We start from the raw sequence: 26911 nt of genomic DNA, 5'->3' as shown, positions 1-26911 counted from the left end.
GGGATCCGCGCCCACGTCCGGCCGTGCTGGAGCGGCGCGCCGAGACGACCGAAAGTTTTAAGAAACTTCCGACAGTTTCGGCGCGCCCGCTCGCTCAGCCGCCGTACAGCTCGTCGATCTGCTTGGCGAAGTCGCGGGCCACGACGTGCCGCTTGATCGACTGCTTCGGCGTGACGTGGCCGGTCTCCTCGCTCAGCTCGATGTCGAGGATGCTGAACTTCTTGATCTGCTCGGCCTTGGAGACCATCCGGTTGGCGTCGTCCACGGCCCGCTGCACCTCGGCGACGACCTCCGGGTCGGAGCAGAGCTCGGCCATGGAGGCGCCGGAGCGGCCGTTGGCCTCCTTCCACTGCTCCATCGCCTCGTGGTCGAGGGTGACGATCGCCCCGATGAACGGCTTGCCGTCGCCGACGACCATGACCTGACTGATCAGGCGGTGCGCCCGGATGGCGTCCTCGAGCGGAGCGGGCGCGACGTTCTTGCCGCCGGCGGTGACGAGGATCTCCTTCTTGCGGCCGGTGATGCTCAGGTAGCCGTGCTCGTCCAGCTGGCCGACGTCCCCGGTGTGGAACCAGCCCTCCGGGTCGATCGCCTCCTTGGTGGCGCGCTCGTTGTTCCAGTAGCCGTCGAAGACGTGGCGGCCCTTCACGAGGATCTCGCCGTCGTCGGCGATGCGGATGCTCACGCCGGGGAACGGCTTGCCGACCGTGCCGATCTTGTTGGCGCCCGGGATGTTGACGGTCGAGGGCGCGCTGGTCTCGGTCAGCCCCCAGCCCTCGAACACCTCGATGCCGACACCGCGGAAGAAGTGGCCGAGCCGCTCGCCGAGGGCCGAGCCGCCGGAGACCGCCGCCGTCAGCGCGCCGCCCGTGGCCGCCCGCAGCTTGCCGTACACGAGCTTGTCGAAGGCCGCGTGCTTGAGCCGGGCGCCGAGGCCGGCCCCGCCGGAGCTCTCGGCCTTGCTCCACTCGATCGCGGCCCGTACGGCGGCGTGGAAGATCTTGCCCTTGCCCTCCGCGTTGGCCTTCTGCTCGGCGGCGTTGTAGACCTTCTCGAACACGCGCGGCACGCCCAGCAGGAACGTGGGCTTGAACTCCCGCAGGTCGGGGGCCACGTTCTTCATGTTCGGGCTGTGCGCAAGCACCGTGCCGGTCTCGATCAGGACGATCTGGATGAGCCGGGCGAAGCTGTGCGCCAGGGGGAGGAAGAGCAGCGCGGCCCGGCCCTCCACGTCGAACAGCGTCTCCAGCGGCCCGTGCGAGACGTTGCGCGCGGTGAACAGCAGGTTGTCGTGGGTCAGGCGGCAGCCCTTCGGCATGCCGGTGGTGCCGGACGTGTAGATGATCGTGGCGAGGTCGCGCCCGCCGCGGCTCGCCCTGCGCTCGGCGAGCGTGTCGTTGGTCACGTCCGCGCCGAGGCGCTCCAGCTCGGCGAACCCGTCGTCGCCGACGCGCCACAGCAGCGGCAGGTCGGGCACGGCCTCGCGGACGGTCTCCTCGTGCGCGGCCGTCTCCACGAACGCGGCCTTGGCGCCGCTGTCGGTCAGGATCCACTTCACCTGGTCGGCGGAGGACGTCTCGTAGATCGGCACTCCGACCGCGCCCGCCGCCCAGATGGCGTAGTCGGCGACCGTCCACTCGTACCGGGTGCGCGACATCAGCCCGACCCGGTCGCGGCTCGATCCCGGCGGCGATCAGTCCCTTGGCGACGGCCGCCACCCGGTCCCTGAACTGCGCGGCGGTGACCGGCGTCCACGGCGCGGCCGGGTCCTCGCCCTCCTTGCGGCGGATGACGACGGCGTCCGGCTCGTCCACTCCGCGCTGGAACACCACGTCGGTGCAGTTCGCGGACGGGGGCACGTCCACCAGCACGGGAACGCTGAACTCGCGCACGGGTCACTCCTTCGCGCACGGCCGCGCGACCCCCGGAGCGCAGGGCGGGGACCGCGTTGCGGGCATAACTCTTCGTGTCTCACCGGACGCTACCGCGCGAAGTTACGCATGGGTAGGTCCGTCACCCAGGCGTTATCCAGGGACAAATCGACGCTATCAGTGTCCCCCGCGCGGCGGGCCCGACACCTTTCCGTTACCCAAGCGGATGCTAGGTAAAGCGGCCGTTACCATGTCCGCATGCGCATCCACGTCGTCAGCGACGTCCACGGCCGGGCCGACGCGCTCGCCCGCGCGGCGACGGGGCCGATGCCCTGATCTGCCTCGGCGACCTGCTCCTGTTCATCGACTACGCCGACCACTCGCAGGGAATCTTCCCCGAGCTGTTCGGCGCGGAGAAGGCGAGCGAGTACGTGGGACTGCGCACGGCGGGCCGCTTCGACGAGGCGCGGCAACTGTCCGCCGGCCTGTGGGCCTCGCTCGACGGCGACCCCCGCGACCTCATGGAGGCGGCGGTCCGCCGCCAGTACGAGCGGATCTTCACCGCCATGCCGACGCCGGCCTACCTCACGTACGGCAACGTGGACCTGCCGCGCCTGTGGCCGGACCACCTGCGGCCCGGGCAGCGGGTCCTGGACGGCGAGGTGGTCGAGATCGGCGGGCTGACCTTCGGGTTCGTCGGCGGCGGCCTGCGCACGAAGTACCGCACGCCGTACGAGATCGACGACGAGGAGTACGCGCGCAAGGTCGAGGCGGTGGGCGAGGTGGACGTGTTGTGCTGCCACATCCCGCCCGCCATCCCCGACCTGCTGTACGACGTGGTGGCCCGGCGGTTCGAACGGGGGAGCGAGGCCACGCTGGAGGCGATCAGGAGGACGCAGCCGCGCTTCGCGTTGTTCGGCCACGTCCACCAGCCCCTTGTCGGCCGCACCCGCGTAGGGCGCACGGAGTGCGTCAACGTCGGCCATTTCCGCGGCCGTGGCACGCCGTTCGCCCTGGAATGGTGAAGTACGGTTGGCGCATGGCTGATCGCACTTCGTCGAGCATCACGATCGGCGCCGGCCGGTCGACAATCATGGCCGTCATCGCCGACTTCCCGGCCTATCCGGAGTGGGCCGGCCAGGTGAAGAAGGCCGAGGTCCTGGAGACGGGCGCCGACGGCCGCGCCTCCCGGGTCCGCTTCGTCCTCGACGCGGGCGTGATCAGCGACGAGTACGTCCTCGGCTACGACTGGGACGACGACGCGGGCGTGAGCTGGCGGATGGTCGACGCCGGGAAGATGCTGTCGGGCCTGACCGGCAGCTACCGCCTGGCCGAGAACGGCGGCGGCACCGAGGTCACCTACGACCTCGCCGTGGACCTGAAGGTCCCGATGATCGGCATGATCAAGCGCAAGGCCGAGAAGGTCATCGTCGACACCGCGCTGAAGGGGCTCAAGCGGCGCGTCGAGAGCCGATGAGGATCCTCCTCTTCACGGGGAAGGGCGGGGTCGGCAAGACCACGGCGGCCGCCGCGACCGCCACGCTCGCCGCCGAGCGGGGCAACAAGACGCTGGTCGTCTCCACCGACACCGCGCACTCGCTCGCCGACGCGCTCGGCGTGCCGCCCTCGGCCGAGCCGGTCGAGGCCGCGCCGGGCCTGCACCTGCAGCAGGTGGACACGCAGAAGTCCCTGGAGCGCCACTGGGGCGAGTTACGCGACTACGCCGGCAACGTGCTGGCGGAGCTCGGCCTCGACGAGGTCACCGCCGAGGAGATCACCGTACTGCCGGGCGCCGAGGAGATCCTCGCGCTGCTCGAACTGCGCGAGCAGGCCCGCACCGGCCGCTGGGACGTGATCGTCGTCGACTGCGCGCCGACGGCGGAGACGCTGCGCCTGCTCGCCCTGCCGGAGGCGCTCGACTGGCACGTCAACCGCCTGCTTCCCACGGGCAGGCGGATGCTCAGGGCGCTGTCGCCGGTCATCCGGCACGTCGCCAAGGTGAGCGTGCCCGAGGGCGAGGTCGTCTCGGCGGGGGAGCGGCTGCACCGCGGCCTGCTGGAGGTGCGCGCGCTGCTCACCGGCGACGACGCGTCCGTGCGGCTCGTGCTGACCCCCGAGGCCGTGGTCGTCGCCGAGGCCCGCCGCACCCTCACCTCCCTCAGCCTGTACGGCTACCGCGTCGACGCGGTGATCGCCAACCGGGTCTTCCCCGCCGAGGGCGCCGACGAGTGGCGCCTCGGCTGGGTGGAGGCCCAGGCCAGGCAGCTCGCCACGGTGCACGAGTCGTTCGCGCCGCTGCCCGTCCTCACCGTCCCCTACCTTCCGGCGGAGCCGGTCGGCACCGCCGCGCTCTCGGGCCTCGCCGCGCGGATGTACGGAGACCGGGATCCCTTCGCGCGCCCCGGCGTCGAGCCGCCGCTGCGGTTCACCACCGACGAGCTCGCGCTGTCCCTGCCGCTCGCCGACCGCGACGACCTCGATCTCGCCCGCAAGGGGGACGACATCATCGTCACCGCCGGGTCCTACCGGCGCGTCATCGCCCTGCCCGCCGCCCTCGCCCGGCGTGAGATCTCCTCGGCCGCGCTCCGGGACGGCCGGCTGCGGGTACGGTTCGAGGCAGGAGGGGCGAAATGACGGATTCCAACGACACCACCACTCCGCGCAGCCAGGACCCGCTCGGGTCGGCGGCGGAGGAGGCGATGAAGCTGCTGGACGCCGTGCAGCGGCGGATGGGCCGGGAGTTCGGCAAGGGACTGGTGAAGGGCGGCGTGAGCGGCTTCGGATCCGCCTTCGGCGGCTCCGGCGCGAGCGGCCGGGGCGGCGACGTGTGGAGCGAGGCCGTCTCCGAGGACCACGACGAGTACGTCTGCCGGGCCTGCCCGGTGTGCCGGGTCATCGCGGCACGGCGCGAGGCCGGCGGCGACGTCACCGGCCACCTGATCGCGGCGGGCGGAGAGCTGTTCGCGGCGTTCCGCGAGGCGGTCGACGCCCTGCAGCGCCCCTCGTCGCGCCCGGGCGGAGAGCGGCGATCCGGCGAGCCGAAGGTCGAGCGCATCGACCTGGGTTGACGGGCCGGTTAAGCGCGGGCGACGGCGGGATTGCCACAACCCGGCTCGATCGGCTTCAATCGGCGCGGCGTGTGGCTCGGGCGGTGACGACCCGGGCGGAAGCGGATCGGGCGGAAGGAAGACGGCATGGCGCTGACCATCGGCGTGGACGTGGGCGGTACCAAGATCGCATATGGTGTCGTCGACGAACACGGCGCCATCCTCGAGCGCGGCCTGCGGCACAGTCCCGCGGGCAGCCCCGAGAAGATGGCGCTCACGATCGCCGATGCGGTGACCGAGCTCGCGGCCCGGCACTCGGTCGAGGCCGTCGGCATCGGCGCGGCGGGCTTCGTCGACGAGACCCGGTCGATCATCCGCTTCGCCCCCAACCTGGCCTGGCGCGAGGAGCCGCTGCGCGAGAAGGTGGGCGAGCTGGTCGGCCTGCCGGTCGTCGTCGAGAACGACGCCAACGCCATGGCCTGGGGCGAGTACCGCTTCGGCGCGGGCCGGGGCGAGAGCCACGTCGTGTGCGTGACCGTGGGCACGGGCATCGGCGGCGGCATCGTGCTCGGCGGTGAGCTCTACCGCGGACGATGGGGGATGGGCGCCGAGTTCGGCCACATGCAGGCGGTGCCGGGCGGCCGTGCCTGCGGCTGCGGCAACAGCGGCTGCTGGGAGCGGTACGCCAGCGGCAGCGCGCTGCTGATGGAGGCCAGGAACAATGCGCAGGCCGACCCGGCGGGCGCCGCGCACCTGCTGCGGCTCGGCGGCTCGGTCGAGGGCATCCAGGGCGAGCACGTGACCGAGGCGGCGCGCCAGGGCGACCGGGCGGCGCTGGCCGCCTTCGAGTCGCTCGCCGGATGGCTCGCCCAGGGCCTGGCCGACATGGCGGCGGTCCTCGATCCCGGGTGCTTCATCATCGGCGGCGGCGTCTCCGGCGCGGCGGACCTGTTCGTCGACCGGGTGCGCGAGGAGTTCGCCGCGCGGCTGACCGGCCGGGGACACCGCCCGCTCGCCGAGATCAGGGTGGCCGAGATGGGCCCGGCGGCCGGGCTGGTGGGAGCCGGTGACCTCGCCAGGCTCCGCTGACGGCGTGCTGCGGGTCGCGACCTACAACGTCCGGGGGCTGAAGGACGACCGGCGGGCGCTGGTCCGGGTGATCCGCGCTCTGCGGCCCGACGTGCTGTGCCTCCAGGAGGCGCCCCGCCTGCCGGGCTGGCAGCGGGAGCGGCGGGCGCTGGCCCGCGCGGCCGGCCTGTCCGTGGCGGCCGGAGGCCGGGTGGGCGGCACCGCCGTGCTCACCGCCCCGGCCGTACGGCTCCTGGGTGGCCGCGGGCACCGGCTGCGGTGGTTCGCCGGGCTCGAATGGCGCTCCATCGCGCTCGCCGTCGTGGAGAAGACGGTGGACAAGGACCGCGAGAGGTACGCCGTGTGCTCGGCCCACCTCGACCTCCAGGCGGGGGCGCGCCTGAGCCACGCCGCCCAGATCGTGCCGCTTCTCGAGCACGCGGCCCGGGAGTTCGGGGCCGCGCCGGTGCTCGCCGGTGATCTCAACGAGACCCCCGGCGGCCCGGTCTGGCGTCTTCTCGGCGGCCGCTACACGGACGGTTTCTCCGCCGTGCGGGGCGCCGCGCCACGGATCGGGGCCGGCGGAGACGACGGCCGGGCCGGCGCGACGTACCCGGCCCGTGCCCCCGCATGCGGATCGACGCGATCTTCACGGGCCCGGGCCTGACCGTCGTGTCGTACGGCGGCGCGGACGTCCCGGCCGAGGACCTGGCCGCCGCGAGCGACCACCGGCCGGTCGTCGCCGAGATCGCCTTCACGCCGTCCGTACGGCCCTGACGCCGCCGCCGGCGGGCCGGGCGGTGCCCCGGTTCCTGGACCGTCTCCGCATCTCTAGGTAATCGGATTCGCGGCCTGTGTGACGGGGAGTGCCCGATCCCCCGTACGATCGTTTCATGACCCGCCGCCTCATACGGCGTGCGGTGCCGTTGTGTGTGCTGTCCGCCGGCCTGCTGGCCGGACTCCTCCCGCGCGCCACATCGGTCGCGCACGCGCACGCAGGGACCGTCCGCGCCCAGGCGGAGCGCAGCCCGTCGGGGGACGAGGTCGCCCAGGACGCGGGCTCCTCCACCGGACGGCTCCGGCCCGACGGCTCGCTGTCCGACGTGGCCGGCCTGTCGGCCAAGGACGTCTGGGCCGTGGGCCAGCAGAACGCCTGGGACTTCTGGCGCAACCAGGGGATCATCACCCACTGGGACGGCTCCTCCTGGAGCGAGGTGCCGATCCGGGGCGACGCCACCGGCGCCGGCCACCTGCGGTCGGTCGCCGCCTCCTCCGCCGGCGAGATCTGGGCCGTCGGCGACGGCCACGACGGCCTGCCGTACGTCGCCAAGGGCTCGCGCGAGGGGTTCGACCGCGTCGGCGTGCCGCAACTGCGCGTGGGGGACTGGCTCGGCGGGGTCGCCGCCTCGTCCGGACGGGTGGTCGCGGTCGGCAGCCGGGACGGCAAGGCGTTCCTGATGAGCAGCAGTGGCGCCACCAAGGGCACGACCTGGAAGACCGGCCAGGGCCCCGAGGGCGCGATGTACGGCGTGGCGCTCGCGGGCCGGTCGGACGGCTGGGCGGTGGGCGACACCGGCTCCGGGCCCCTGGCCATGCGCCTGACCGGCAGCGGGTGGAAACAGGCCGACCTGCCGGAGATCAAGGGCGGCTTCCTGCGGGACGTGTACGCGGACGGCCGCAAAAGCGCGGTCGCGGTCGGCGGCGTCTACCGGAGCGACGGCGGCATCGCCCCGCTGGTCCTCTCCTGGGACGGCAGGCACTGGAAGCGGATGACGCCGCCGGGGCGGCGCGCCGAACTGTACGGCGTCACCGGGGACGGCGACGGCGTGTTCTGGATCTCCGGGTACGACCCGAGGCACGGGGCGGAGGGCTTCCTGCTCCGGTACGACGGATCGCGCTGGACCACGCTGCGGGGCCCGGCGCCGGCCGAGGACCGCACGGTGCGGCTCCAGGCGGTCGCGCACGTCGGCGACCTCACCTTGGCCGTCGGCCACACGCTGGACGACAAGGGCCGCTACACCGACCTCGTGGAGCGCTTCGGCCCGCCTCCCGCCGACGGCGGCACGGTGAAGGCGGCCTCGGAAGCCGAGTGACAGCAGCGGGGGCGTCCAGCATGGCGGGCTCAGGCGAGCCCCGGGCGTGGACGCGGGCCCGGCCGGGTGCGGCGCCGGGGGGCGTGCGCCGGGAGTCAGACGACCGCGCCGTCGTCCCAGCCGGAGTCGGCGGGCGGACCGTCGCCCATCCGGACGACGAGGATCACGAACCCCGCGATGAACGCCGACACCGCGGCGAACACGATCCAGCCGTCCATGGGCCACTCCAGCAGAGCGGCCAGGAGCAGGTAGGCGGGGCCGCCGAACAGCGCCAGCCAGGAGGCCCGGCTGAGGGCGTCGCCGTGCGGAAGCGGCGGAGGGGGCGGCGGAATGTAGTGGTCGTCGTCTTCGCCGACCGCGGCGGGAGCCTGCTCCTCGCCGGTGCGGTCGTCGTCCCGGACCCCGTCCGCGGGAGCCCTGTCTCCGAGAGCCGTGTCGCCGGGAGCCCTGCCGCCGGGGGTGGCGTCGCCGTCGCCCGCGTCGGCCTCCTCGGTGACGTTCTCCCGGTCAGGCCATGGTTGTTCGGCCGAGGCGTCCTCGGCTGTCTCGTTGAACGAGGCGACGATCTGGCGCCAGACCTCGTCCTCGTCACTTTGCGGCGTCACGTCGATCCCGGGTCACAAGTCCTTCGTCAAGGGTACCGAGGCGTGGGAGCGGATGAACTCCAGACTCCCTTCGAAGATCACAGGCGCGTCGTTGTCGAGGGTGGCGACATGGTAGCTGTCCGCCAACTCCCGGACCTCCAGATTGTTTCCCATTCTCGCCCGAAGGAACGCGACGCTCCCCGGCTTTACCACGTGGTCGTCCCTGCTGTGGAACACCAGCACCGGCTGGGTCACCTTGGCGATGTCGGACTGGACGAGCCTCCACAGCCGGGGGAGCGTGGCGGCGGCCCGGACGGGCGTGCGCGCATAGCCGAGCTCGCTCTCGCCCTCCTTCTTGATGTCGCCCGCCACCCCGGGGATCGAGCGTACGACGTACTTGAGCGCCGGGGCCAGCCGCAGCAGCGGCACGTCGTTGACCACGGACGGGTTGACCACCACGACGCCCGAGACGGCGTCACCGTGAACCTCGGCCAGGCGCAGCGCCATGCAGCCGCCGAGTGACAGGCCCATCACGAACGCCTCCGCGCAGCGTCCGCGTAGGTCGGCGAACGCCTTGTCCAGTTCGGCGTACCAGTCCTCCCAGCGCGTGCGGCTCATCTCCTGCCAGCTCGTTCCGTGTCCTGGAAGGCGCGGCAGGGACACCGTCAGCCCCGCCCGGGCCAGGTGTTCACCCCACGGCCGCAGGGACTGCGGCGAGCCGGTGAACCCGTGACAGAGCAGGACGCCGATATCGCCGCCCTCGTGGTGGTACGGCTCCGCACCGGGCAGCACTGGCATGGGTGACCTCCGTGAAACGGCGGCGTGTTCCGCCCGATACTCGCACGTTGGTCAGCGTTAGTGCGAGAGGGCTGGGCGTGCGAAGATGACTGCACATCCGAGCCGAGGGGGTGCCCGCGTGTTTTATTGGGTGGTGAAGGCCATCCTCTGGCCGATCCTCCGCTTCGTGTTCCGCCCCTGGGCCGAGGGGGTGGAGAACGTGCCGAAGGAGGGCCCGGCCATCCTGGCCGGCAACCACCTGTCGTTCGCCGACCACTTCTTCGGGGCCGGATTCCTGCCGCGCAAGGTGATCTCTCTGGGAAAGGCCGAGTATTTCACCGGACGCGGGCTCAAAGGAATGGTGAGCCGTGCTTTCTTCTCCGGCGTCGGCACCGTTCCCATCGACCGTTCCGGCGGCAAGGCGAGCGAGGCGGCGCTCCGCACCGGCCTGCGCATCCTCAGGGAGAACCAGGTGCTCGGCATCTACCCCGAGGGAACCCGCTCGCCCGACGGCCGCCTCTACAAGGGCAAGACGGGCGTGGCCCGGCTCGCGCTGGAGTCCCGGGCACCGGTGATCCCGTGGGCCATGGTCAACACGTTCGAGATGATGCCCCCCGGCCGGCCGATCCCCAAGTTCGGCATCCGCCCCGGCGTCCGGTACGGCAAGCCGCTCGACTTCTCCCGCTACTACGGCATGGAAAACGACCGCCTCGTGCTGCGCGCGGTCACCGACGAAATCATGTACGCGCTGATGGAGCTGTCGGGTCAGGAGTACGTCGACAGGTATGCCGCCTCGGCCAAGACGGAAACGACCAGGGCAGCTCGCGAGAATTCCTAATACTTCCGGACCGGAGGGGTAACGTGGCGGTGTCCACCGCGCACGTTGGGACGTTCAGACACGTCCGGATCGGAAGGCGTAGGAGCATGCCAGCACGCAGGCACCGCACATGGGCCCGGCCCGGCGCCGCGAGGCACGGAGCGGGGGACACCGCCCGTGACGCCGCTCGCGGGTGCCCCGCATGAGCGTCCGCGAGGAGCAGCAGGCCGCCCCGGGATATCTGCCGCACCGCCAGATCCTGGTCGTGCTCTCCGGAGTGGCGGCCGGAATGCTGCTGGCCGCCCTCGACCAGAGCATCGTCGGCACGGCCCTGCCGCGCATCGTCAGCGAACTCGGCGGCCTCGACAAGCTGTCGTGGGTCGTCACCGCCTACCTGCTCACCTCGACCGCGGCGACCCCGCTGTGGGGCAAGATCTCCGACCTGTACGGCAGGCGGACGATCTTCCAGACCGCCATCGGCATCTTCCTGCTCGGCTCGGTGCTGGCCGGGCTGAGCCAGAACATCGGCCAGCTCATCGGATTCCGGGCGATCCAGGGCCTGGGCGGCGGCGGCCTGATGGCGCTGGCGTTCAGCATCATCGGCGACGTCATCCCGCCGCGCGAGCGCGGCCGATACCAGGGCTACTTCGGGGCCGTCTGGGGCACCTCCAGCGTCGCCGGGCCGCTGCTCGGCGGCTTCTTCACCGACGGCCCCGGCTGGCGGTGGATCTTCTGGATCAACCTGCCGATCGGGCTGATCTCGCTCGTCGTGACCTCGATGGCGCTGCGGATCCCCTTCACCCGCCGCAGCCACCGCATCGACTACCTGGGCGCGGCGCTGATCGTGGCCGGGGTGTCGTGCTTCCTGCTCTACCTCGACTGGGCGGGCGGCGAGATCGGCTGGACCGCCCCCGGCTCGCTGGCCCTGCTGACCGGGTTCGTGGCGCTCGCGGCCCTGTTCGTGTTCGTCGAACTGCGGGCGGCCGAGCCGATCCTGCCGATGCGGCTGTTCCGCAACAAGATCTTCAGCGTGGGCAACGGCTTCAGCTTCCTCGCGGGCCTGGCGATGTTCGGCGGCATGATCTTCCTGCCGGTCTACCTCCAGGCCGTCCAGGGCATGTCGCCGACCGTGTCGGGCCTGGCGCTGCTGCCGGCCGTCCTTGGCATCTTCTCCACGTCGATCACCTCCGGCCAGATCATGAGCCGGACCGGCCGATACAAGATCTTCCCGATCCTGGGCGGGGCGGTCCTCCTGGTGGCCATGTGGCTGCTGTCCACGATCAAGGTGGACACGCCGTACTGGCAGGTGGCGGTCTACGCGTACCTCTTCGGCGCCGGGCTCGGGTTCACGATGCAGACGATCGTCACGGCGATCCAGAACGCGGTGGAGCGCGCCGACATGGGCGTGGCGACGAGCTCGGCGACGTTCTTCCGGATGATGGGCGCCGCCATCGGTACGGCGATCATGGGCGCGGTCCTCACCAACCGGCTCGCCCACTATCTGACCGCCGAGTTCGGCGGCAGGATGCCGCCGGGACGCGTGGACGCCAACAACGTGCAGGCGATCCAGCAGCTGCCGCAACCGGCCAAGGATCACGTGCTGGTCGCGTTCACCAGCGCGATCGACGACGTGTTCCTCGCCAGCCTGCCCTTCGTCGCCCTCGCGCTGGTCGTGGCTCTCTTCCTCAAGGAGATCCCGCTCGCCACGCGGAGCACCGAAGGCCCGGGCGCCATGGGCTGACCCCGCGCGTGGCCGACGTCGCAGGGCTCGCTCGCCCGGAGCGGGCTCAGGTGAGGTGGGAGCGGATCTCGCGGATGTGGGCCGGGGTGGTGCGGCAGCAGCCGCCCACGTAACGGGCGCCGAGCGAGGCCCACCCGGCCGCCGCCCTGCCGAACTCGACGGGATCGGCGAGACCCAGCCAGCGCCGGTCGGCGGCGTCCCAGGTCTCGCCCGAGTTCGGGTAGACGATCGAGGCTCCGTGCTTGATCAGATCGGGGATGAACCGCGGCGCGGTGCAGTTGACGCCCACGGCGACCACCTGGGGGAGGTCCGCGAAGATCGCCGCGCACTCCTCGAACGGCGTCCCGTCGCTGACGTGCTCGCCGTCCCGGCAGGAGAAGGTCACCCACGCCCGCACGGACGGCGTCTCGCGCAGGAGCCTCGCGAGCGCCCGCGCCTCGGCCCGCGAGGGGATCGTCTCGCACGCCAGCAGGTCGGCCCCCGCGCCGGCGAGGATCTCGAAGCGCTCCCGATGCCACTCGGCCAGGCCGTCCTCGTCCAGGTCGTAGTCGCCGGTGTACTCCGCGCCGTTGGCCAGGTAGGCGCCGTACGGCCCCACGCTCGCGGCGACCAGCCCGTGCCCCGCCTCGTCCCTCGCCTGTACGGCAAGCGTCACCGACAGCCGGATGAGGTCGCGGGCCTGCTGGGGAGTGAGGCCGTGCCGCACGAACCCGGGGACGCTCGCCTGGTAGCTCGCCGTGGTGGCGACATCGGCCCCAGCCCTGAAGTAGTCGAGGTGCGCCTGCCGGATGACGCCGGGATCGTCGGCGAGCAGCCGTGCCGACCATAGGTCGTCGCTCAGGTCGCAGCCGAGCGTCTCCAGGTGTGTGGCGAGACCGCCGTCAAGGACGATTGGGTTCATATCGGGCAACACTACGTGGTCGTGGCGGGCAACATCCCGGTGAGGAACCGATCGGCGATGCCAGGCGTTGGCGGCACATGGGGCTGAAAGGGCTCATCAATCGGTTGCTGCGCCGCCGGTCTCCCGTCCCCGCAGGTGGACGCGACGATCGGCCCGACACGGGAGGGGTGAGGGAGCCGCGGCGTCCCGCACCCACCCCGCCGTCCGACGTCATTCGCCTACCCGAACCCTCGTAGGGGCTTCGCCTACAGCGGAACCCGAACCGACGCGGCCGGGCCCGGCTTCCCCGCCGGTGTCCCGGCCGCACTCGATTCAGCCTCGCCACGTCATCTGGCGGCCTCCCGCAGGTGGCGTCTCACGATCGCTTCCAGAAGGGACGCCGGCCCTCCTTCGCGCCAGGGCCGGGGGACGTGGCGCCCGGGGTCGCGGAGCCCGGGGACGTGGAGCCCGGGGTCGCGGAGCCCGAGGATGCGGGGCCCGTTGCGGCGGAACCGGAGCGGCCGGTCAGCGCGGTCAGCAGGTCGGCCGTCCGCCGCCAGAGGTCGTCGAGCGAGACCTCGGCCCACTCGGCCCTTTCCAGGTCGGTCGCGAGCGCGGTGAGGTCCGGGTGACCCCCCACCATCTGGGCGACGACGCGCAGGCGACTGGCGAGATCCGCCAGATAGCGCCGCCGCTCCCGCTCGGGCAGCGACTCCGCCTGGCCCAGCTTCGTGAGCTCCTCGGCCAGCAACGGCCGGATGCCCTCGAAATCCGTGACCGGTGCGGTCCCCTCGCCGGGATGCGGAAGGAAGCGACCGACGGAGAACCCGCGGGAAGCCCGTCTCGGACCCGGTGCGGGCGCGGCGGCGTACGGCGGGGCGGAAGGCGCGGCAGGAGGCGCGCCAGGCGGCGGGGCCGCTGCGATGGGCCGGTCCGCCGCCGATCCGGAAGCGGCCTCCGGCCCGGCCGTGGTGAAGGCGGCCATCCTCGCCATCATCGGCGCGCCCGCCGCCATCATCGGCACCGCGGTCGGCATCTCCCAGCCGCTCGGCGGTTCGACCGGCTGGATCACCCGATGCTCCGGGCCGCCCTCGCCGGTGACGCGGGTGTCGACGGCCACGAAGGCGGTGAACCGGCACAGCACGCCGAAACGCAGCGAGGCGTCGACGATCCGCTGTTCGAGCGAGTGGTCGCCCATGGCGTACCGGTCTTCCAGAGTGCGCAGATGCGCCCGCGCCCACAGGGCCCGGGCCGCCGGGCCGTGGGCGGGACGCCCCTCGATCCGCTCCTCCCAGGGGCGGCCGTCCGCCGTACGGCCATGCACGGTGAGGGCTCCGGCGGGCCGCCGTCCCCGGTAACGCCCGCTCACGACCAGAGGGACGCCGGGGTAGAGCGACCCGGCGTGCGTGACGGTGTCCGCCACGAGATCCATGCCTTCCGCCTTCAGCGCGACGTCCGTCACCAGCGGCGAGCCGATGCGGCGGTGGATGTGCTCCATCGCCGCGTCGAGCCGGTCCTCCGACTCGACCAGCTCGCACCGGCCCGAGCCGATCAGGGCCAGCCGTCCGAGGAACCCGGCGTTCACCGCCCTGTCGATGCCCACGGTGTGCACCCGGACGCCGTGCAGCCGGGCGCCGACGCGTTCGAGGATCTCGTCCTCGTTGCCCACCTGGCCGTCGGTCACCAGGACGAGAACCCGATCGCGTGCCTGCTCGCCGGACGGACCGGATGCGCCGGGCCGGTCGTCCTCGCGGAACCGGCCGGGGTCCCTGCCGGTGGCCGGTCCCGGGGCGGATGCGCTCTGGCCGTCGAGCAGCCGCAGGGCCTCCTCCAGGGGAGCGAGCATCTCCGTGCCCCCGCGGGCGTCGAGCCGGGACAGGTGCTCGACGGCGCGGTATCGGTTGCGGTCGCTCGCGTCCACCAGGCCGCCGGAGAAGGCCCGCTCCACCACCGAATCGAACGAGAGCACGGCGAACCGGTCATTCCGGGTCAGCGTGTCGACGATCCGGGCGGCGGCGCGTCGTGCGGCCACCATCTTCCAGCCCGTCATGCTGCCGGAGCGGTCGAGCAGCAGGACGACGTCACGGGACACGGTCCGGGTGGCGTCGTCCTCCGGCGGCAGCAGGGTCAGCACGAAGGTCCCCTCGGCGTCCGCCGTGTCCTCCGCCGCGTCCTCCGCCGAACCACTGCCGTCGGCCGTGCCTTCACCACGTGAGCCGGAGTCTGTGGCGGCGTCCGGGACGAGCGCGAGCGACGAGGAGGCGTCGAACGCCAGACGCAGGATGAAGTCACGGTCGAGCCGCTCACCGGGCCGCAGGCTGATCGTGTCTCCCTCCCGGTCGACCTCGTGCAGGCTGGAGCGGACCTCCCGCAGGTCGAGCCCGGCGGGGTCGATCGTCGTCGCGAGCGACAGCCGTACGGGATAGGGGAAGCCGGGAAGCAGGACGGGCGGCGTGATCCGGGAGGCGTCGGGCACGGCGTCGGTGTCGGGCGACACGCCGTCACCGGCCGGAGCCCCGGGCAGCGGAGCCCCGGGGATGTAGCGGGGCGCGACGACCAGCGGGAAGCGGAACTCGGCCGCGCCGTCCTCGTAGGGGAGCGGCTGGCTCAGCATGAGGCGGACGACCACCCGCTCCCCGGGGACGATGTTGCCGACCCTGATCGTGAACACGTCGGGCCGGTCCTCCTCGGCGATCGCGGCCCGCCTGCCCTCGGCGAGCGCCCGGTCGTAGTCGGCCCGTGCCTGCCCGCGCTCCTTGAGCACGCCGTCGACCACCCGGTCGTCCGCCTCCATCCGGAAGGCGGTGACCGCGGCCCGCGGCGGCAGCGGGAAGACGTACGTCGCCTCCAGCGACACGTCGAAGGCATTGCGGAAGGTCTGGACGACCTCGACGCTGGCCACCAGTCCGGTGACGTGGGCGGTGACGTCCACGCTCTCCAGCGGAAGGTTGCCCTTCTCGGTCTCCAGCGCTCCGAGCCCGGCGTCCGGCACGGGCCGGCACTCCTCCGGCCGCAGAGGTGTGATGGGAACGGTCATGACGTCATCCCTTCAGCGTCGGAAGCGTGTGGATCGAGTGCCGAGGCGTCGTCGGTGTGATGGGCGCCCTCGAACGGCCCGGCCAGGCCGAGCGTGGCGAGGGCCGTGAGGAGCGGCGCCGCGGCCCGGCGCAGCGCGGCCACCTCGTGACCGTCCGGGACCCGGTGGGCCGGGTCGAGCAGGACCGTCACCCCGGGTGCGAGCCGCACACCGTGCACGACGTCCGCGTGCGGGGCGTTTCCCCGCGCGGCGCGCGACTCTCATCCCGCGGAGGCGCCGCGACCGGCAGGAGACCTCCCGGGAATGCGACGGAATCAGGAGGGGAGCCGGCCGAGCCCGATGCCACGGAAGGCGCGGTGACGGCGTCGGAAGGATCGGCCGGGAAGTGGCCGGAGGCCGCTGTGGCGGCGGATGAGGCCGGGCGCACCCAGAAGCGGTCGCGTGCCGCCGGCCGCGCGACGTCCGGAACGGCGGGCGGGGTGCCCTCTCCGGCCTCGTCCCGCCCCGATCGGGCGCCGGCGGTGTCGCAGTATCGGGCGTGTCCAAGAGGTGGCTCGCGGCGGCCGGGGCCGCCGGGCCGCGCGGGGAAGGCGGAACGAGCGGCCGGGGCGCCGGTCCGGATGGCGGCCCGGTGAGCCCGGCGGCGCGCTGGAGCATGGCGTCGGTCGCGCCCGCCAGCTCCGCCTGGATGGCGGCGATGGACAGGCCGTCCGCCTGACGGCGCTTCACGGCAACGAGCTGGAGCAGGTGACGGCGGCCATAGAGGGCGACCCGGCCGCGCCGGCCCAGCGGAGGGTCGAGCAACCCGATGGTCGTATACCAGCGGATGAGACGTTCGTTCGGCACCTCGCGGACTCTGCCGTTGACGCGCGACTCCGGACCGCTGTCGCGAGGCTCCTGGCCGTCGTCACGCCGCTCCTGGCCGAGCAGGCCCGCCGCCCGCTCCGCCAGTTCGCCGATCGTCCAGGTATCGCTCATGCCTCCACAATGACACTGTCACAATGACACTGTCAACGTCGTCTCCGTCATGCGGCGCCACGGTTTTCGAAGAGTTCGTCTCGGCGAGGGACGCCGCTTCTCCCGCCGTTCACATGGGACGGGTCGACTGGGCGCCCGCGACGTGTGCGATGTGCCGCTGCGGGAGAAGTAGACGCGGGGCGAGAAGACGCCGGACAACGAAGACCCGGACAAGTAGACGCCCGACAAGTAGACGTGGGACAGCACGACCCGGTCGGGAGCTCGCCGGGCGGGTAGGGGGAGCGGGCGGCCCCCGCCCGGCCCGGGCTCGGCGGCCGTGCGGAACGAGAGAACGGCCCGCCGGGGGCCGGACCGGCATGACCAGGGGCAGGTCGAGGAGGCGGTCAGCGGTGCAGGGTACTTCCGTCCGATCGGCGGCGCTCTCGGCGCTGCCGGGAGCGTTGTGGCGCGCGGCGTTCGCACGGCCCGGCGACGGGCGCGAGCCGCCCGGCCGGAGCGAGCCGTACGGGCAGGGGGATCCGGACGGCCCCTTCCCACCGGACGTGCTGCGGGCCCTGCCGCCCGGCTTCGCGGTCCGGATCGTGGCGCGGTCGGGAGAGCGGGCCGGGGGAGTCGTCTGGCACGCGGCCCCGGACGGCGGCGGATGCTTCCCGGACGGGGACGGCTGGATATACGTGTCCAACTGCGCGCTGCCGCTGCTCGGCGGCGTCACGGCGCTGCGCTTCGCGCCGGACGGCACCCTGCGCGGCGGATATCGCATCCTGTCCGGCGCCGACCGCAGCGGGGCCGGCGCCGCGACACCGTGGCACACCTGGGTGTCGGGCGAGCGGACGCCGTACGGCCGGGTCTTCGAATGCGACCCGTACGGCCTGCGCGCCCCCATGCCCCGGCTCGCGATGGGCCTGTTCACCCACGGCGGCGTGGCCTGCGATCCCGACCGTGGCGTCGTCTACCTCACCGAAGGGGAGCCGGACGGATGCCTGTACCGGTTCCGCCCGGACGACTGGGGCGACCTCACGACGGGTGTGCTGGAGGTGATGACCGGCGCCCCCGGCGAGGAGTCCGTGGCCTGGGCGCGGGTGCCGATCCCGGCCCTCCCTGACCATGTGCCCCTGCGTGAGCAGGTGAAAGGCGCCAGGAGATTCGCGGGCGGCGGTGACTGTCACTATGCCGACGGCCTGGTGTGGTTCGTCACCGAGGGCGACGGCCGGGTGTGGGCGTACGACGCCGCCCGCGAGTGCCTGACGGTGTCGCACGACACCGCCGGCCGGTCCGGCGGCGGTGAGAACGGCGAGATCACCCTCCTCGCCGGGGACCGGGCGGTGCCGTTCCTGCGCCTCACGGGAGGCTGGACCGTCGTCGGCCCCTCGATGTCCCCGGCCGGCGACAGGCTCTACTTCTCCTGCCGACCACCGCAGGACGCCCGGCCGGCCCCGGCCCCCGTGACCGTCGAGGTCCGCGGGCCGTTTCGCGATCTCGTCCGCGCCTGAGCCGACGCCTCGCGGCTCCCGAGCCGGATTCGTCGTGCTCCGGCTGTCAGGAGCAGGGGCCGTGCGGCACGGCGGTGCTGGCGTTCTCGCCCGCCGCCGCGACCGCCTCGATCTGGGCGGCGGTGAGCGCGTAGCCGACGTCGGCCCTGTCCATGTTCACCGCGAAGACCATGCCCATCGCCCGGTCCCCGCGGGTGACGAGCGGCGCGCCCGACATGCCGGGTGTGATGGCCGCGCCCTGGAAGCGGTGGACTTGTCGGGACACCCGTCTGCGGTTGTAGATGTCGTACGACTCGGCGGGCTCATCCGGCCGCACCGTGGCGGGAAGCACGGCCGGGGCGGCCGCGCCCTTGCGGTAGCCGACGACCACGGCGGTGGTCCTCGCGGCCTTCGTGAGCCGCAGCGGCCGGGCGGTGAGCCCCGGTGCCCGCAGGACGGCGGCGTCGGCCTCAGGGTCGAAGGCCACCACCCGCGCGGCGAACCGCCGCCCGTCGTCGAGGACCACCTCCAGGTCGCGGTCCACTCCCGCCACGGTGTGGGCGTTGAGCAGGATCCTCTCGGGCGCGTAGACGAACCCGGTCGCCTCCGTCCGCCGGCCGCAGGAGGAGGCGAACCCCCAGACCTTCACCACGCTGTGCGCGGCCGGGGCCTGAGCCCCGGCCGTGTGGCCGGCGGACGGCGGGTGGGCGGGCGGTGCGTGCTCAGCCGCGGTCGTGCATCCCGCCGTGCTCCCGGCCACGCACACCGCGAGGGCGACCGCTCCCGCGCCCCGCCACACCACTCGCCGCATGGGGATCATGGTACGGACCGCCCGGACGGGCCAGGAAGGTCACAGGTCTCTGGCCCATACCTGCTCGTTGACGGGGATGCCCGATTCCTCGCCCGGGTGCTGCTCCACCAGTTCGAACCCCGCGGCCTGGTAGATCCGGCGGGCGCTCGCGAGCGCGTCGCGGGTCCAGAGCATGATCCGCCGGTAGCCGGCCGCCGTGGCGAAGCGCAGGCACTCCTCGACCAGCCGCCCGCCGATGCCCATGCCGCGCGCGGACGGCTCGACCAGCAGCAGGCGGAGCTGGGCCGTCGTGTCGTCCTTGCGGACGCAGAAGACGCATCCCACCGGCTCGCCGCGTACCTCGGCGATCCAGCCCGCCTCCCTGCGGGGGTCGTGGTTCTCGACGTACTCGGCGACGATCCGCGCGACCAGGGCCTCGAACGCGGCGCCCCAGCCGTACTCCTCGCTGTAGAGGACCCCGTGCCGGTGCACCACCCAGCCGAGGTCGCCCGCCCGCGGCGGCCTGATCACGTACGGCTCGCGCCGCTCGGCGGGCTCCAGCAGACTCCGCACGGTGCCCATCGCCGAGACGAGCCGCCGGCGTTCTGGATCGGTCAGCTTCGCCAGCAGGGTCTCGATCTCGGCGCCCGAGCGCCGGTCGAGCATGGCGAAGGTGTCGCGGCCCTTGGCGGTGAGCCGTACGACCTGGCGGCGGGCGTCCTCGGCCGAACGCTCACGGGACACGAGCCCGTCGCTCTCGAACCTGGCGAGGATCCGGCTCAGGTAGCCGGGGTCGAGACCGAGCATGGCCCTGATGTCGGCGGCGTCGGCCGCCTCCCGGGTGCCGAGTTCGAACAGCACCCGCGCCTCGGTCAGAGAGTAGGAGGTGTCGTGCATTCCCGCCCCGAGCACGCCGATGACGGACGTGTAGAAGCGGTTGAACGCGCGGACTTCCGGAACGATGTCCATTTTTCCCTTGCCTAACTCAAGGAAATGATTGACGGAGTCAAACATAGATCCGCGGCGAGCCGTTGGGAAGACGCCTCTCACGACGCGGACGGTCTCGCCGTGCGAGACTGAGTTGGTCTGGTCGGCCAGGTGGCGTAGCCTCTCCTTTTGGTCTAGACCATTGAGATAGGCTCATGCAGAATGCGGTGCGGTGGAGCGCCGGGGTCTGCGTCGGGCCGGCCGCGCCATTCCACGCGTAATCCCAGATGGAGGAAGAACCCGTCATGCGTATTGGAGTCCTGACCGGAGGCGGCGACTGCCCCGGGCTGAACGCGGTGATCCGCGGCGTCGTCCGCAAGGGCGTCGGCGTGTACGGGCACGAGTTCGTCGGATTCCGGGATGGCTGGCGTGGCCCTCTGGAGGGCGACACCATGCCGCTCGACATCCAGGCCGTCCGGGGCATCCTGCCGCGCGGCGGCACGATCCTCGGCTCCTCCCGCACGAACCCGATCAAGATCGAGGGCGGCGTCGAGCGGATCAAGGAGAACCTCGCCGCGCAGGGTGTCGACGCGCTCATCGCCATCGGCGGCGAGGACACGCTGGGCGTGGCCAAGCAGTTGTTCGACCGCGACGTGAAGGTCGTCGGCGTGCCCAAGACGATCGACAACGACCTCAACGCCACCGACTACACCTTCGGCTTCGACACCGCGGTCAACATCGCGATGGAGGCCATCGACCGGCTGCACACCACCGCCGAGTCGCACCACCGCGCGCTGATCTGCGAGGTCATGGGCCGCCACGCGGGCTGGATCGCGCTGCACGCCGGCATGGCCGCCGGCGCCAACGTCATCCTGATCCCGGAGAAGCCGTTCGACATCGAGAAGGTCTGCGCCTACGTCGAGTCGCGCTTCAAGACCCGCTACGCGCCGATCATCGTCGTCGCCGAGGGCGCCCACCCGCTCGAGGGCCAGATGGCGCTGCAGACCGGCGAGCTGGACGCGTTCGGCCACGTGCGCCTGGGCGGCATCGGCGAGATGCTCGCCAAGGAGATCGAGAAGCGCACCGGCAAGGAGGCCCGCACCACGGTCCTCGGCCACATCCAGCGCGGCGGCACGCCGACCGCCTACGACCGCGTTCTCGCGACCCGCTTCGGCCTCGGCGCGATCGACGCGGTGCACGAGGGCGACTTCGGCAAGATGGTCGCGCTGCGCGGCACCGACATCGTCCGCGTGGCCCTCGCCGAGGCGACCGCCGAGCTCAAGACCGTGCCGCCTCCCGCTACGAGGAGGCCGAGGTCTTCTTCGGCTGATCGGTCGCGGGCCCGTCACCACGGCCCGCGCACGATCCGGTACGCTCCCGCGTCGCCCCGCGGGAGCCGTACGCATGCGTGGCCCCGAACGGCGCCATGTGAGCCGCGGGGGCGCGGCGATTGCCTGAGTATGTGAGCGGAGGGCCCGGCCCTCTCGGACTCGATCAGGAGAGGGCGCCGCGCGATGGGCATCGAGGGACCGTTCTGGCGGGCGATCGCGGTCTTCCGCGTGGCGTCGCTCGCGTACGCGGCGCTGCTCGTGCTCAGGGCAGGCGGCTACGCCCGTCCCGCCGTGGCCTGGGCCGTCGTCGGCGTGATGGCCGTCTGGACGGTCGTCATGCTCGTCCCGCGTGCCGCCGCGCGGCGCGGGCCGCTGCTGGCCGCCGACCTCCTCGTCACGGTGGGCTGCCTGCTGGCCACGCCGTACGCGCAGAGCCGCGGCGACATGCTGGCCGGGGCGATCCCGATCACGGCGACCTGGGTGGCCGGGCCCGTCCTGGCGTACGGCGTGGCCCGGGGACGCCGGGCCGGTGCGGTCGCCGCCGCGGTCATGTCGGCGGCCGACCTGTGGCTGCGCAGCGGCAACGGGGTCGACCTCGCCTCGATCCCGGTGAACGGCGCCGTGCTCATGTTCATGGCCGGAGTCGTCGTCGGGCACGTCGCCCGGCTCGCGCGGGAGGCCGAGGAGCGCATGCGGCGCGCCGCGCGGATCGAGGCCGCGGGCCGCGAGCGGGAGCGGCTGGCCCGGGGCATCCACGACTCGGTGCTCCAGGTGCTGGCCCTGGTGCAGCGCAGGGGCGCGGAGATCGGCGGCGAGGCGGCGGAGCTGGGCAGGCTCGCGGGGGGAGCAGGAGCGGCGCTGCGGGCGCTGGTGCAGGCGCCGCCCGTCGCGGACGCGCCGGACCCGCCGCGCCGCCCGGTCTTCGCGGCCGGCTCCGGTCGCGGCGCGGGCTCGCCGTTCCCCCGCCGGCGCAGGGATCCCTCCTCGAACGGACCTCACGGCGGAGCCCGAGGTCGATCTGCGTGACCTGCTGCGGCCGTACGGCACGTCCCGGGTGATCGTGTCCGCGCCCGCGACACCGCTGCCGCTGCCGCCGGAGAGCGCCCGGGAGGTGGCGGCGGCCGTCGGCGCGGCCCTCGACAACGTCGTGCGGCACTGCCCCGAGGGCACCCGCGCGTGGATACTCGCGGAGGAGGACGGCGGCGCGGTGGTCGTCACCGTACGCGACGACGGACCGGGCATCCCCGAGGGCCGGCTGGAACAGGCGGCCCGGGAGGGACGCATGGGCGTGGCCCGCTCGATCCGGGGCCGCGTGGCCGACCTCGGCGGCACGGTGGCGATCACCTCGTCGCGGGCGGGAACGGAGATCGAGCTGTCGGTCCCGGTGTGGGCGGACGAAGGGAACGAGAGGCGGTCGTGAGCGGAGACGAACGGCTGCGCGCGAATGATTCCGCGCGCCCGCCCACGGGGGCAGTGGCCGAGGACGGGGTGGCGGCCGGCGGCGGGGAACGCCCGCGGGTGCGGGTCATGGTGGTGGACGACCACCCGATGTGGCGGGAGGCGGTCGCCCGCGACCTGACCGAGGCCGGGTACGACGTCGTCGCCGCCACCGGGGAGGGCCGCCAGGCGCTGCGCGTCGCGGCGGCGGTGCGGCCGGACGTGGTGGTGCTCGACCTGCGGCTGCCCGACCTGCCGGGTGTGGAGGTGGCCAGGGGGCTCGGCGCGTCCGCGGTCCCGCCGCGCGTGCTCGTCCTGTCGGCCAGCGCCGAGGAGGCGGACGTGCTGGAGGCGGTCAAGGCGGGCGCCTCCGGATATCTCGTGAAATCGGCGAGGCGGGAGGAGTTCCTGGAGGCGGTCCGCCGCACCGCCGAGGGCGACGCCGTCTTCACTCCCGGCCTGGCCGGGCTGGTGCTGGGGGAGTACCGCAGGCTGGCCCACCGGACGCCCGGCCCGGCCGGGACGCGGAGCGGGACGGCCCCCGGCTGACCGACCGGGAGACCGAGGTGCTGCGCATGGTCGCCAAGGGCCTGACCTATCGGCAGATCGCCGAACGCCTGGTGCTGTCGCATCGCACCGTGCAGAACCACGTGCAGAACACGCTGAGCAAGCTCCAGCTCCACAACCGGGTCGAGCTGGTCCGCTACGCGATAGAGAAGGGCCTGGCCGAACTCGACTAGGGCTGTCGCGGCGGCGGCATTACAGTGGGGAAGCCCGCATCGCGGTGACGCGTTGTTCCTTGGAGTATGTCGCCCGGCCGTGCCCTCCCCGGCGTGCCGGCCGTCCATGTCCGTCCGGAGGTTTCCACAGATGACCATGACCGCCCTCGGAGAGCCCTCGGTGCTGCTCAAGTTAGGCGAGGTGGTTCTGAAGGGCCGGAACCGCGAGATCTTCGAGATGCGCCTGCGGGCGAACATCAAGCACGCTCTCAAGGACCACCGGGTCGACATCCGCCAGCGGCACGGGGTGATCGCCCTGTTCCTGCCCGCCGGGACCGACGTGGAGGAGGCCGAGACGGTGGCGGCCCGCGTGGCCGACGTGCCCGGGATCGTGCTGGTCCACCTGGCCTGGCGGGTGCCGAAGGACCCCGACGCGATCACCAAGGCCGCGATCGAGCTGATCAGGGACAGCGACGAGGTGGCCCGCAAGGCGCGCTTCGCCGTACGGTCGCGCCGTCGCGACAAGCGCTTCCCGCTGCGCTCCAACGAGCTCGACCGCGTGGTCGGCGGGGCGATCAACGACACCTACGGGCTGCCGGTCGACCTGAGCAGGCCGGAGCTGACCGTGCACATCGAGGTGGACAAGGACGAGGCGTTCCTGTTCACCGGGGGCCGGCCGGGCCAGGGCGGCCTGCCGGTCGGCTCCAGCGGCCGCGCGCTGGCGCTGCTGTCCGGCGGCATCGACTCGCCGGTCGCCGCCTACCGCATGATGCGGCGTGGCCTGCGGGTGGACTTCCTGCACTTCTCCGGCATCCCGTTCACCACCTCCGAGTCGATCTACAAGGCGTACGCGCTGGTGCGCAACCTGGACAAGTTTCAGGGCAAGTCGCGGCTGTGGGTGGTGCCGTTCGGCAAGGCGCAGCAGTCGATCAGGAACTCCGGCCAGGACCGGCTCGCGGTGATCGCGCAGCGGCGGCTGATGCTCAAGACGGCCGAGGAGGTCGCCCACCGCATCCACGCCGAGGCGCTGGTCACCGGCGACAGCCTCGGTCAGGTCTCCTCGCAGACCCTGGCGAACATCACGGCCCAGGACCACGCCGTGGACCTGCCGATCCTGCGCCCGCTGATCGGCCTGGACAAGACCGAGATCATGGCCGAGGCCCGCCGGATCGGGACGCTGGAGATCTCCGAGCTGCCCGACGAGGACTGCTGCACGCTGCTCGCGCCCCGGCAGGCCGAGACCCGCGCGAAGATCGAGGATCTGAAGCAGATCGAGCGGCGCCTGGACGCCGAGGACCTCGCCGCCCAGCTCGCCGACTCGATCCAGCCGTACAAGCTCGACGTCTGAGACGGCGTTCGCCGCCGGCCCGGCGGGAGGCGATCGGGCGGGGACGGGTTCAGGCGGGGATCGGGGACGCCGTCGCGGTGGACGTGACGGTCGCGGTGCGGCCCACCAGCGGGGGGAAGTCGCGCATGACCGCCGCGAGGTCGTCCAGGTCGCCGTTCACCAGGGCCTGCGGGCCGTCGCACAGGGCCTGCTCGGGGTGGGGGTGCACGGTCGACGATCAGGCCGTCGGCCCCGACCGCGACCGCGGCCCGCGACAGCGGCAGCACGAGGTCGCGCCGGCCGCCGGAGTGCGACGGGTCCACGATCACCGGCAGGTGCGACAGCCGCTGCACGACCGGGACCGCCGAGATGTCGAGCGTGTTGCGGGTGGCGGGCTCGTAGGTGCGGATGCCCCGCTCGCACAGCACGATGTCGAGGTTGCCGCGCTGGGCGACGTACTCGGCCGCCATCAGCCACTCCTCGATGGTCGCCGTCATGCCCCGCTTCAGCATGACCGGCTTGCCCGCCGCGCCCACGGCCTGCAGCAGCGCGAAGTTCTGCGCGTTGCGGGTGCCGACCTGCAGCATGTCGGCGTACGACGCCACGAGCGCCACGTCGTGGGCGTCCACGACCTCGGTGACGATCGGCAGGCCGGTCTCCTCGCGCACCTCGGCCAGGATGCGCAGGCCCTTCTCGCCCAGCCCCTGGAAGGCGTACGGCGAGGTGCGCGGCTTGAAGGCGCCGCCGCGCAGCAGCGTCGCGCCCGCCGCCTTGGCCATCAGCGCGGCCTCCAGCGTCTGCTCCGGCGTCTCGACCGCGCACGGGCCCGCGATCAGGGTGACGGTGTCCGGGCCGATCGGCACGCCGCGCACCGTCACCGTGGAACGTTGGGGATGGTTCTCCCTGCTCACGAGCTTGTACGGCGTGGAGACCCGTACGACGTCCGCGACGCCCGGCATGGCGCGCAGGTTCAGTGTGGCGAACTGCTCGACGTCGCCGATGAGGCCGATGATCGTACGGTTCACACCGCGGCTCGCGAACGCCTCCCCTCCGGCGGCGGCGACGAGGTCGGTGATCGCCTCGATGTCGTCCTGCGTGGCCTCGGGGGTCATGACGATGACCATGGTGACTCCTGTTGCTGTCGACGGTGCGGGTCAGGAAAAACGACGAAGGCCCCGGGTCCGTGTGGACCCGGGGCCTTCGTTCGCCGTGGCTGTCAGCGCAGCGCATGGAGGCGATCGGTCCTCACGGGTCCGTCGCCATACCAAAACGACCAAGCGGTGCGCATGTGACGCAATATAGCGCACGCTTCCTTGATCGTGCCGCACCCGCACCTCCGGGGTCCGGTGCGGCCGTCCTCCGGGCGGATGGCAGGATGGCACGCGTGCCGGAGAAACCTGAGGAGGAGACGCGCCTGCCGCCGGGCCAGTACGTCCCACGCGGACGGCCCGTCGTCCACTACGGGAGGGTCCCGGCCTTCCGCCCTGAGACCTGGCGTTTCCAGGTGTTCGGCGCCACGGCCTCGGGCCGGGTCCACGAGTTCTCGTGGGAGGAGTTCGCCGCGCTGCCGAGGACGACGGTCGTGGCGGACTTCCACTGCGTCACCAAGTTCTCCCTCATGGGCAACGAGTGGGGCGGCGTTCCCGCGTCGGCGCTGCTCGACCGCGTCCCCCCGGCGCCGGGCGTGCGCCACGTCATGGTCTGGGCCGAGTACGGCTACAGCGCCAACATGCGCATGTCCGACTTCGACCGCCCGACCACGCTGTTGGCCACCCACCTCGACGAGAACCCGCTGTCCCCCGAGCGCGGCTACCCCGTACGGATCGTGGTGCCGCACCTGTACGCCTGGAAGAGCGTGAAGTGGGTGCGCGCGGTCGAGTACCTGACCGAGGACCGGCGCGGCTTCTGGGAGGAGCGCGGCTACCACAACGTGGCCGATCCCTGGAAGGAGCAGCGCTACTCATACCAGGAGGACCCGGGCGACGGCCCTCCCTGAGGCCGCCGAGCGGCTACGGTGT

General features: G+C 72.6%; 23 protein-coding genes and 5 pseudogenes. 18 read left to right on the top strand and 10 right to left on the bottom strand.

Annotated elements, in window-relative coordinates:
* Positions 1 to 94 precede the first annotated feature (94 nt).
* A pseudogene (locus B1L11_RS04670) lies at positions 95 to 1892 on the bottom strand (long-chain fatty acid--CoA ligase).
* A 410-nt stretch (positions 1893 to 2302) separates the two neighbouring features.
* Here B1L11_RS04670 and B1L11_RS04665 point away from each other — a divergent pair.
* The 8 genes from B1L11_RS04665 to B1L11_RS04635 all read left to right on the top strand — a co-directional run bounded on the left by B1L11_RS04665 (position 2303) and on the right by B1L11_RS04635 (position 8079).
* Positions 2303 to 2896: a metallophosphoesterase gene (locus tag B1L11_RS04665; RefSeq protein WP_256862225.1), complete on the top strand. Its 594-nt coding sequence runs from the start codon at positions 2303 to 2305 to the stop codon at positions 2894 to 2896.
* Between the two features lie 14 nt (positions 2897 to 2910).
* A complete protein-coding gene (locus B1L11_RS04660; protein ID WP_079313374.1) occupies positions 2911 to 3348 on the top strand; it encodes an SRPBCC family protein in 438 nt (145 codons plus the stop codon).
* The gene (locus B1L11_RS04655) at positions 3345 to 4505 is read left to right on the top strand and encodes an ArsA family ATPase (protein WP_079313333.1); all 1161 of its coding nucleotides are present in this window, start codon (positions 3345 to 3347) and stop codon (positions 4503 to 4505) included. Before B1L11_RS04660 ends, B1L11_RS04655 begins: the two co-directional genes overlap by 4 nt.
* Positions 4502 to 4939, top strand: coding sequence for a DUF5304 family protein (locus B1L11_RS04650; RefSeq protein WP_079313332.1), 438 nt, complete (start codon positions 4502 to 4504; stop codon positions 4937 to 4939). The genes B1L11_RS04655 and B1L11_RS04650 overlap by 4 nt, the downstream gene beginning before the upstream one ends.
* A gap of 126 nt (positions 4940 to 5065) precedes the next feature.
* Positions 5066 to 6007, top strand: coding sequence for an ROK family glucokinase (locus tag B1L11_RS04645; RefSeq protein WP_079313331.1), 942 nt, complete (start codon positions 5066 to 5068; stop codon positions 6005 to 6007).
* Positions 6008 to 6011: 4 nt separating this feature from the next.
* Positions 6012 to 6653, top strand: coding sequence for an endonuclease/exonuclease/phosphatase family protein (locus B1L11_RS04640; protein ID WP_256862224.1), 642 nt, complete (start codon positions 6012 to 6014; stop codon positions 6651 to 6653).
* Positions 6617 to 6763, top strand: coding sequence for a hypothetical protein (locus B1L11_RS49760; RefSeq protein WP_256862223.1), 147 nt, complete (start codon positions 6617 to 6619; stop codon positions 6761 to 6763). Before B1L11_RS04640 ends, B1L11_RS49760 begins: the two co-directional genes overlap by 37 nt.
* 116 nt (positions 6764 to 6879) lie before the next feature.
* Entirely contained in the window at positions 6880 to 8079 is a 1200-nt protein-coding gene (locus tag B1L11_RS04635) for a hypothetical protein (protein WP_079313330.1), read from the top strand.
* Positions 8080 to 8174: 95 nt separating this feature from the next.
* On the opposite strand, the gene B1L11_RS04630 is transcribed toward B1L11_RS04635, so the two are convergent.
* Both B1L11_RS04630 and B1L11_RS04625 read right to left on the bottom strand, forming a co-directional pair.
* Complete coding sequence (locus tag B1L11_RS04630; RefSeq protein WP_079313329.1) at positions 8175 to 8684, bottom strand: hypothetical protein; 510 nt, start codon at positions 8682 to 8684, stop codon at positions 8175 to 8177.
* Between the two features lie 12 nt (positions 8685 to 8696).
* Positions 8697 to 9461, bottom strand: coding sequence for a carboxylesterase (locus tag B1L11_RS04625; RefSeq protein ID WP_079313328.1), 765 nt, complete (start codon positions 9459 to 9461; stop codon positions 8697 to 8699).
* Positions 9462 to 9579: 118 nt separating this feature from the next.
* On the opposite strand from B1L11_RS04625, the gene B1L11_RS04620 reads away from it, so the two are divergent.
* Together B1L11_RS04620 and B1L11_RS04615 are read left to right on the top strand one after the other, a co-directional pair.
* The gene (locus B1L11_RS04620) at positions 9580 to 10278 is read left to right on the top strand and encodes a 1-acyl-sn-glycerol-3-phosphate acyltransferase (protein ID WP_079313327.1); all 699 of its coding nucleotides are present in this window, start codon (positions 9580 to 9582) and stop codon (positions 10276 to 10278) included.
* 181 nt (positions 10279 to 10459) lie between these two features.
* Entirely contained in the window at positions 10460 to 11998 is a 1539-nt protein-coding gene (locus tag B1L11_RS04615; protein WP_079313326.1) for an MDR family MFS transporter, read from the top strand.
* Positions 11999 to 12044: 46 nt separating this feature from the next.
* Here B1L11_RS04615 and mmuM read toward each other — a convergent pair whose 3' ends face one another.
* The 3 genes from mmuM to B1L11_RS49755 all read right to left on the bottom strand — a co-directional run bounded on the left by mmuM (position 12045) and on the right by B1L11_RS49755 (position 16124).
* On the bottom strand, positions 12045 to 12899 hold the full coding sequence (mmuM, locus tag B1L11_RS04610; protein ID WP_079313325.1) for a homocysteine S-methyltransferase: 855 nt from the start codon (positions 12897 to 12899) through the stop codon (positions 12045 to 12047).
* Positions 12900 to 13254: 355 nt separating this feature from the next.
* Positions 13255 to 15915, bottom strand: a complete 2661-nt coding sequence (locus B1L11_RS04605; RefSeq protein WP_079313324.1) for a VIT domain-containing protein — start codon at positions 15913 to 15915, stop codon at positions 13255 to 13257.
* Positions 15912 to 16124, bottom strand: coding sequence for a hypothetical protein (locus tag B1L11_RS49755; protein WP_179154970.1), 213 nt, complete (start codon positions 16122 to 16124; stop codon positions 15912 to 15914). Before B1L11_RS49755 ends, B1L11_RS04605 begins: the two co-directional genes overlap by 4 nt.
* 329 nt (positions 16125 to 16453) lie before the next feature.
* Here B1L11_RS49755 and B1L11_RS49750 point away from each other — a divergent pair, with 329 nt between their 5' ends.
* Positions 16454 to 16633, top strand: a complete 180-nt coding sequence (locus B1L11_RS49750) for a hypothetical protein (protein ID WP_256862236.1) — start codon at positions 16454 to 16456, stop codon at positions 16631 to 16633.
* 17 nt (positions 16634 to 16650) lie between these two features.
* On the opposite strand, the pseudogene B1L11_RS49745 reads toward B1L11_RS49750, so the two are convergent.
* Positions 16651 to 16893 (bottom strand): annotated as a pseudogene (locus tag B1L11_RS49745) (hypothetical protein); the annotation flags it as partial.
* Between the two features lie 389 nt (positions 16894 to 17282).
* Between B1L11_RS49745 and B1L11_RS04595 the strand changes: the two are divergent.
* On the top strand, positions 17283 to 18383 hold the full coding sequence (locus B1L11_RS04595; RefSeq protein WP_256862222.1) for an alkaline phosphatase PhoX: 1101 nt from the start codon (positions 17283 to 17285) through the stop codon (positions 18381 to 18383).
* A gap of 46 nt (positions 18384 to 18429) precedes the next feature.
* Here B1L11_RS04595 and B1L11_RS04590 read toward each other — a convergent pair whose 3' ends face one another.
* Together B1L11_RS04590 and B1L11_RS04585 are read right to left on the bottom strand one after the other, a co-directional pair.
* Positions 18430 to 19173 carry a trypsin-like peptidase domain-containing protein gene (locus B1L11_RS04590; protein WP_179154974.1) on the bottom strand — a complete coding sequence of 248 codons (744 nt, stop codon included), beginning with the start codon at positions 19171 to 19173 and terminating at the stop codon, positions 18430 to 18432.
* A gap of 39 nt (positions 19174 to 19212) precedes the next feature.
* Positions 19213 to 20121, bottom strand: coding sequence for a helix-turn-helix domain-containing GNAT family N-acetyltransferase (locus B1L11_RS04585; protein ID WP_079313321.1), 909 nt, complete (start codon positions 20119 to 20121; stop codon positions 19213 to 19215).
* 263 nt (positions 20122 to 20384) lie between these two features.
* Here B1L11_RS04585 and B1L11_RS04580 point away from each other — a divergent pair.
* From B1L11_RS04580 to thiI, 5 genes and pseudogenes are all read left to right on the top strand, one after another.
* Positions 20385 to 21409 (top strand): annotated as a pseudogene (locus B1L11_RS04580) (6-phosphofructokinase).
* 184 nt (positions 21410 to 21593) lie between these two features.
* A complete protein-coding gene (locus B1L11_RS04575) occupies positions 21594 to 22436 on the top strand; it encodes a DUF5931 domain-containing protein (RefSeq protein WP_079313320.1) in 843 nt (280 codons plus the stop codon).
* A 34-nt stretch (positions 22437 to 22470) separates the two neighbouring features.
* The gene (locus B1L11_RS04570; protein WP_256862221.1) at positions 22471 to 22830 is read left to right on the top strand and encodes an ATP-binding protein; all 360 of its coding nucleotides are present in this window, start codon (positions 22471 to 22473) and stop codon (positions 22828 to 22830) included.
* A gap of 107 nt (positions 22831 to 22937) precedes the next feature.
* Positions 22938 to 23587 (top strand): annotated as a pseudogene (locus B1L11_RS04565) (response regulator).
* A gap of 130 nt (positions 23588 to 23717) precedes the next feature.
* The gene (gene thiI / locus B1L11_RS04560) at positions 23718 to 24914 is read left to right on the top strand and encodes a tRNA uracil 4-sulfurtransferase ThiI (protein ID WP_079313318.1); all 1197 of its coding nucleotides are present in this window, start codon (positions 23718 to 23720) and stop codon (positions 24912 to 24914) included.
* 49 nt (positions 24915 to 24963) lie between these two features.
* Here the strand turns inward: thiI and aroF are convergent.
* Positions 24964 to 26017: pseudogene (gene aroF, locus B1L11_RS04555) on the bottom strand (3-deoxy-7-phosphoheptulonate synthase).
* 251 nt (positions 26018 to 26268) lie between these two features.
* Between aroF and B1L11_RS04550 the strand changes: the two are divergent.
* Positions 26269 to 26889 (top strand): sulfite oxidase-like oxidoreductase, encoded by a 621-nt coding sequence (locus B1L11_RS04550; RefSeq protein WP_079313317.1) that lies wholly within the window; start codon positions 26269 to 26271, stop codon positions 26887 to 26889.
* Positions 26890 to 26911: the final 22 nt, after the last annotated feature.

The organism is Microbispora sp. GKU 823, assembly GCF_002027145.1.
GTDB classification, from domain to species: Bacteria; Actinomycetota; Actinomycetes; order Streptosporangiales; family Streptosporangiaceae; genus Microbispora; species Microbispora siamensis.
The sequence above is the reverse complement of the archived record's forward strand: the minus strand, read 5'-3'. Positions and strand labels throughout refer to the sequence as shown.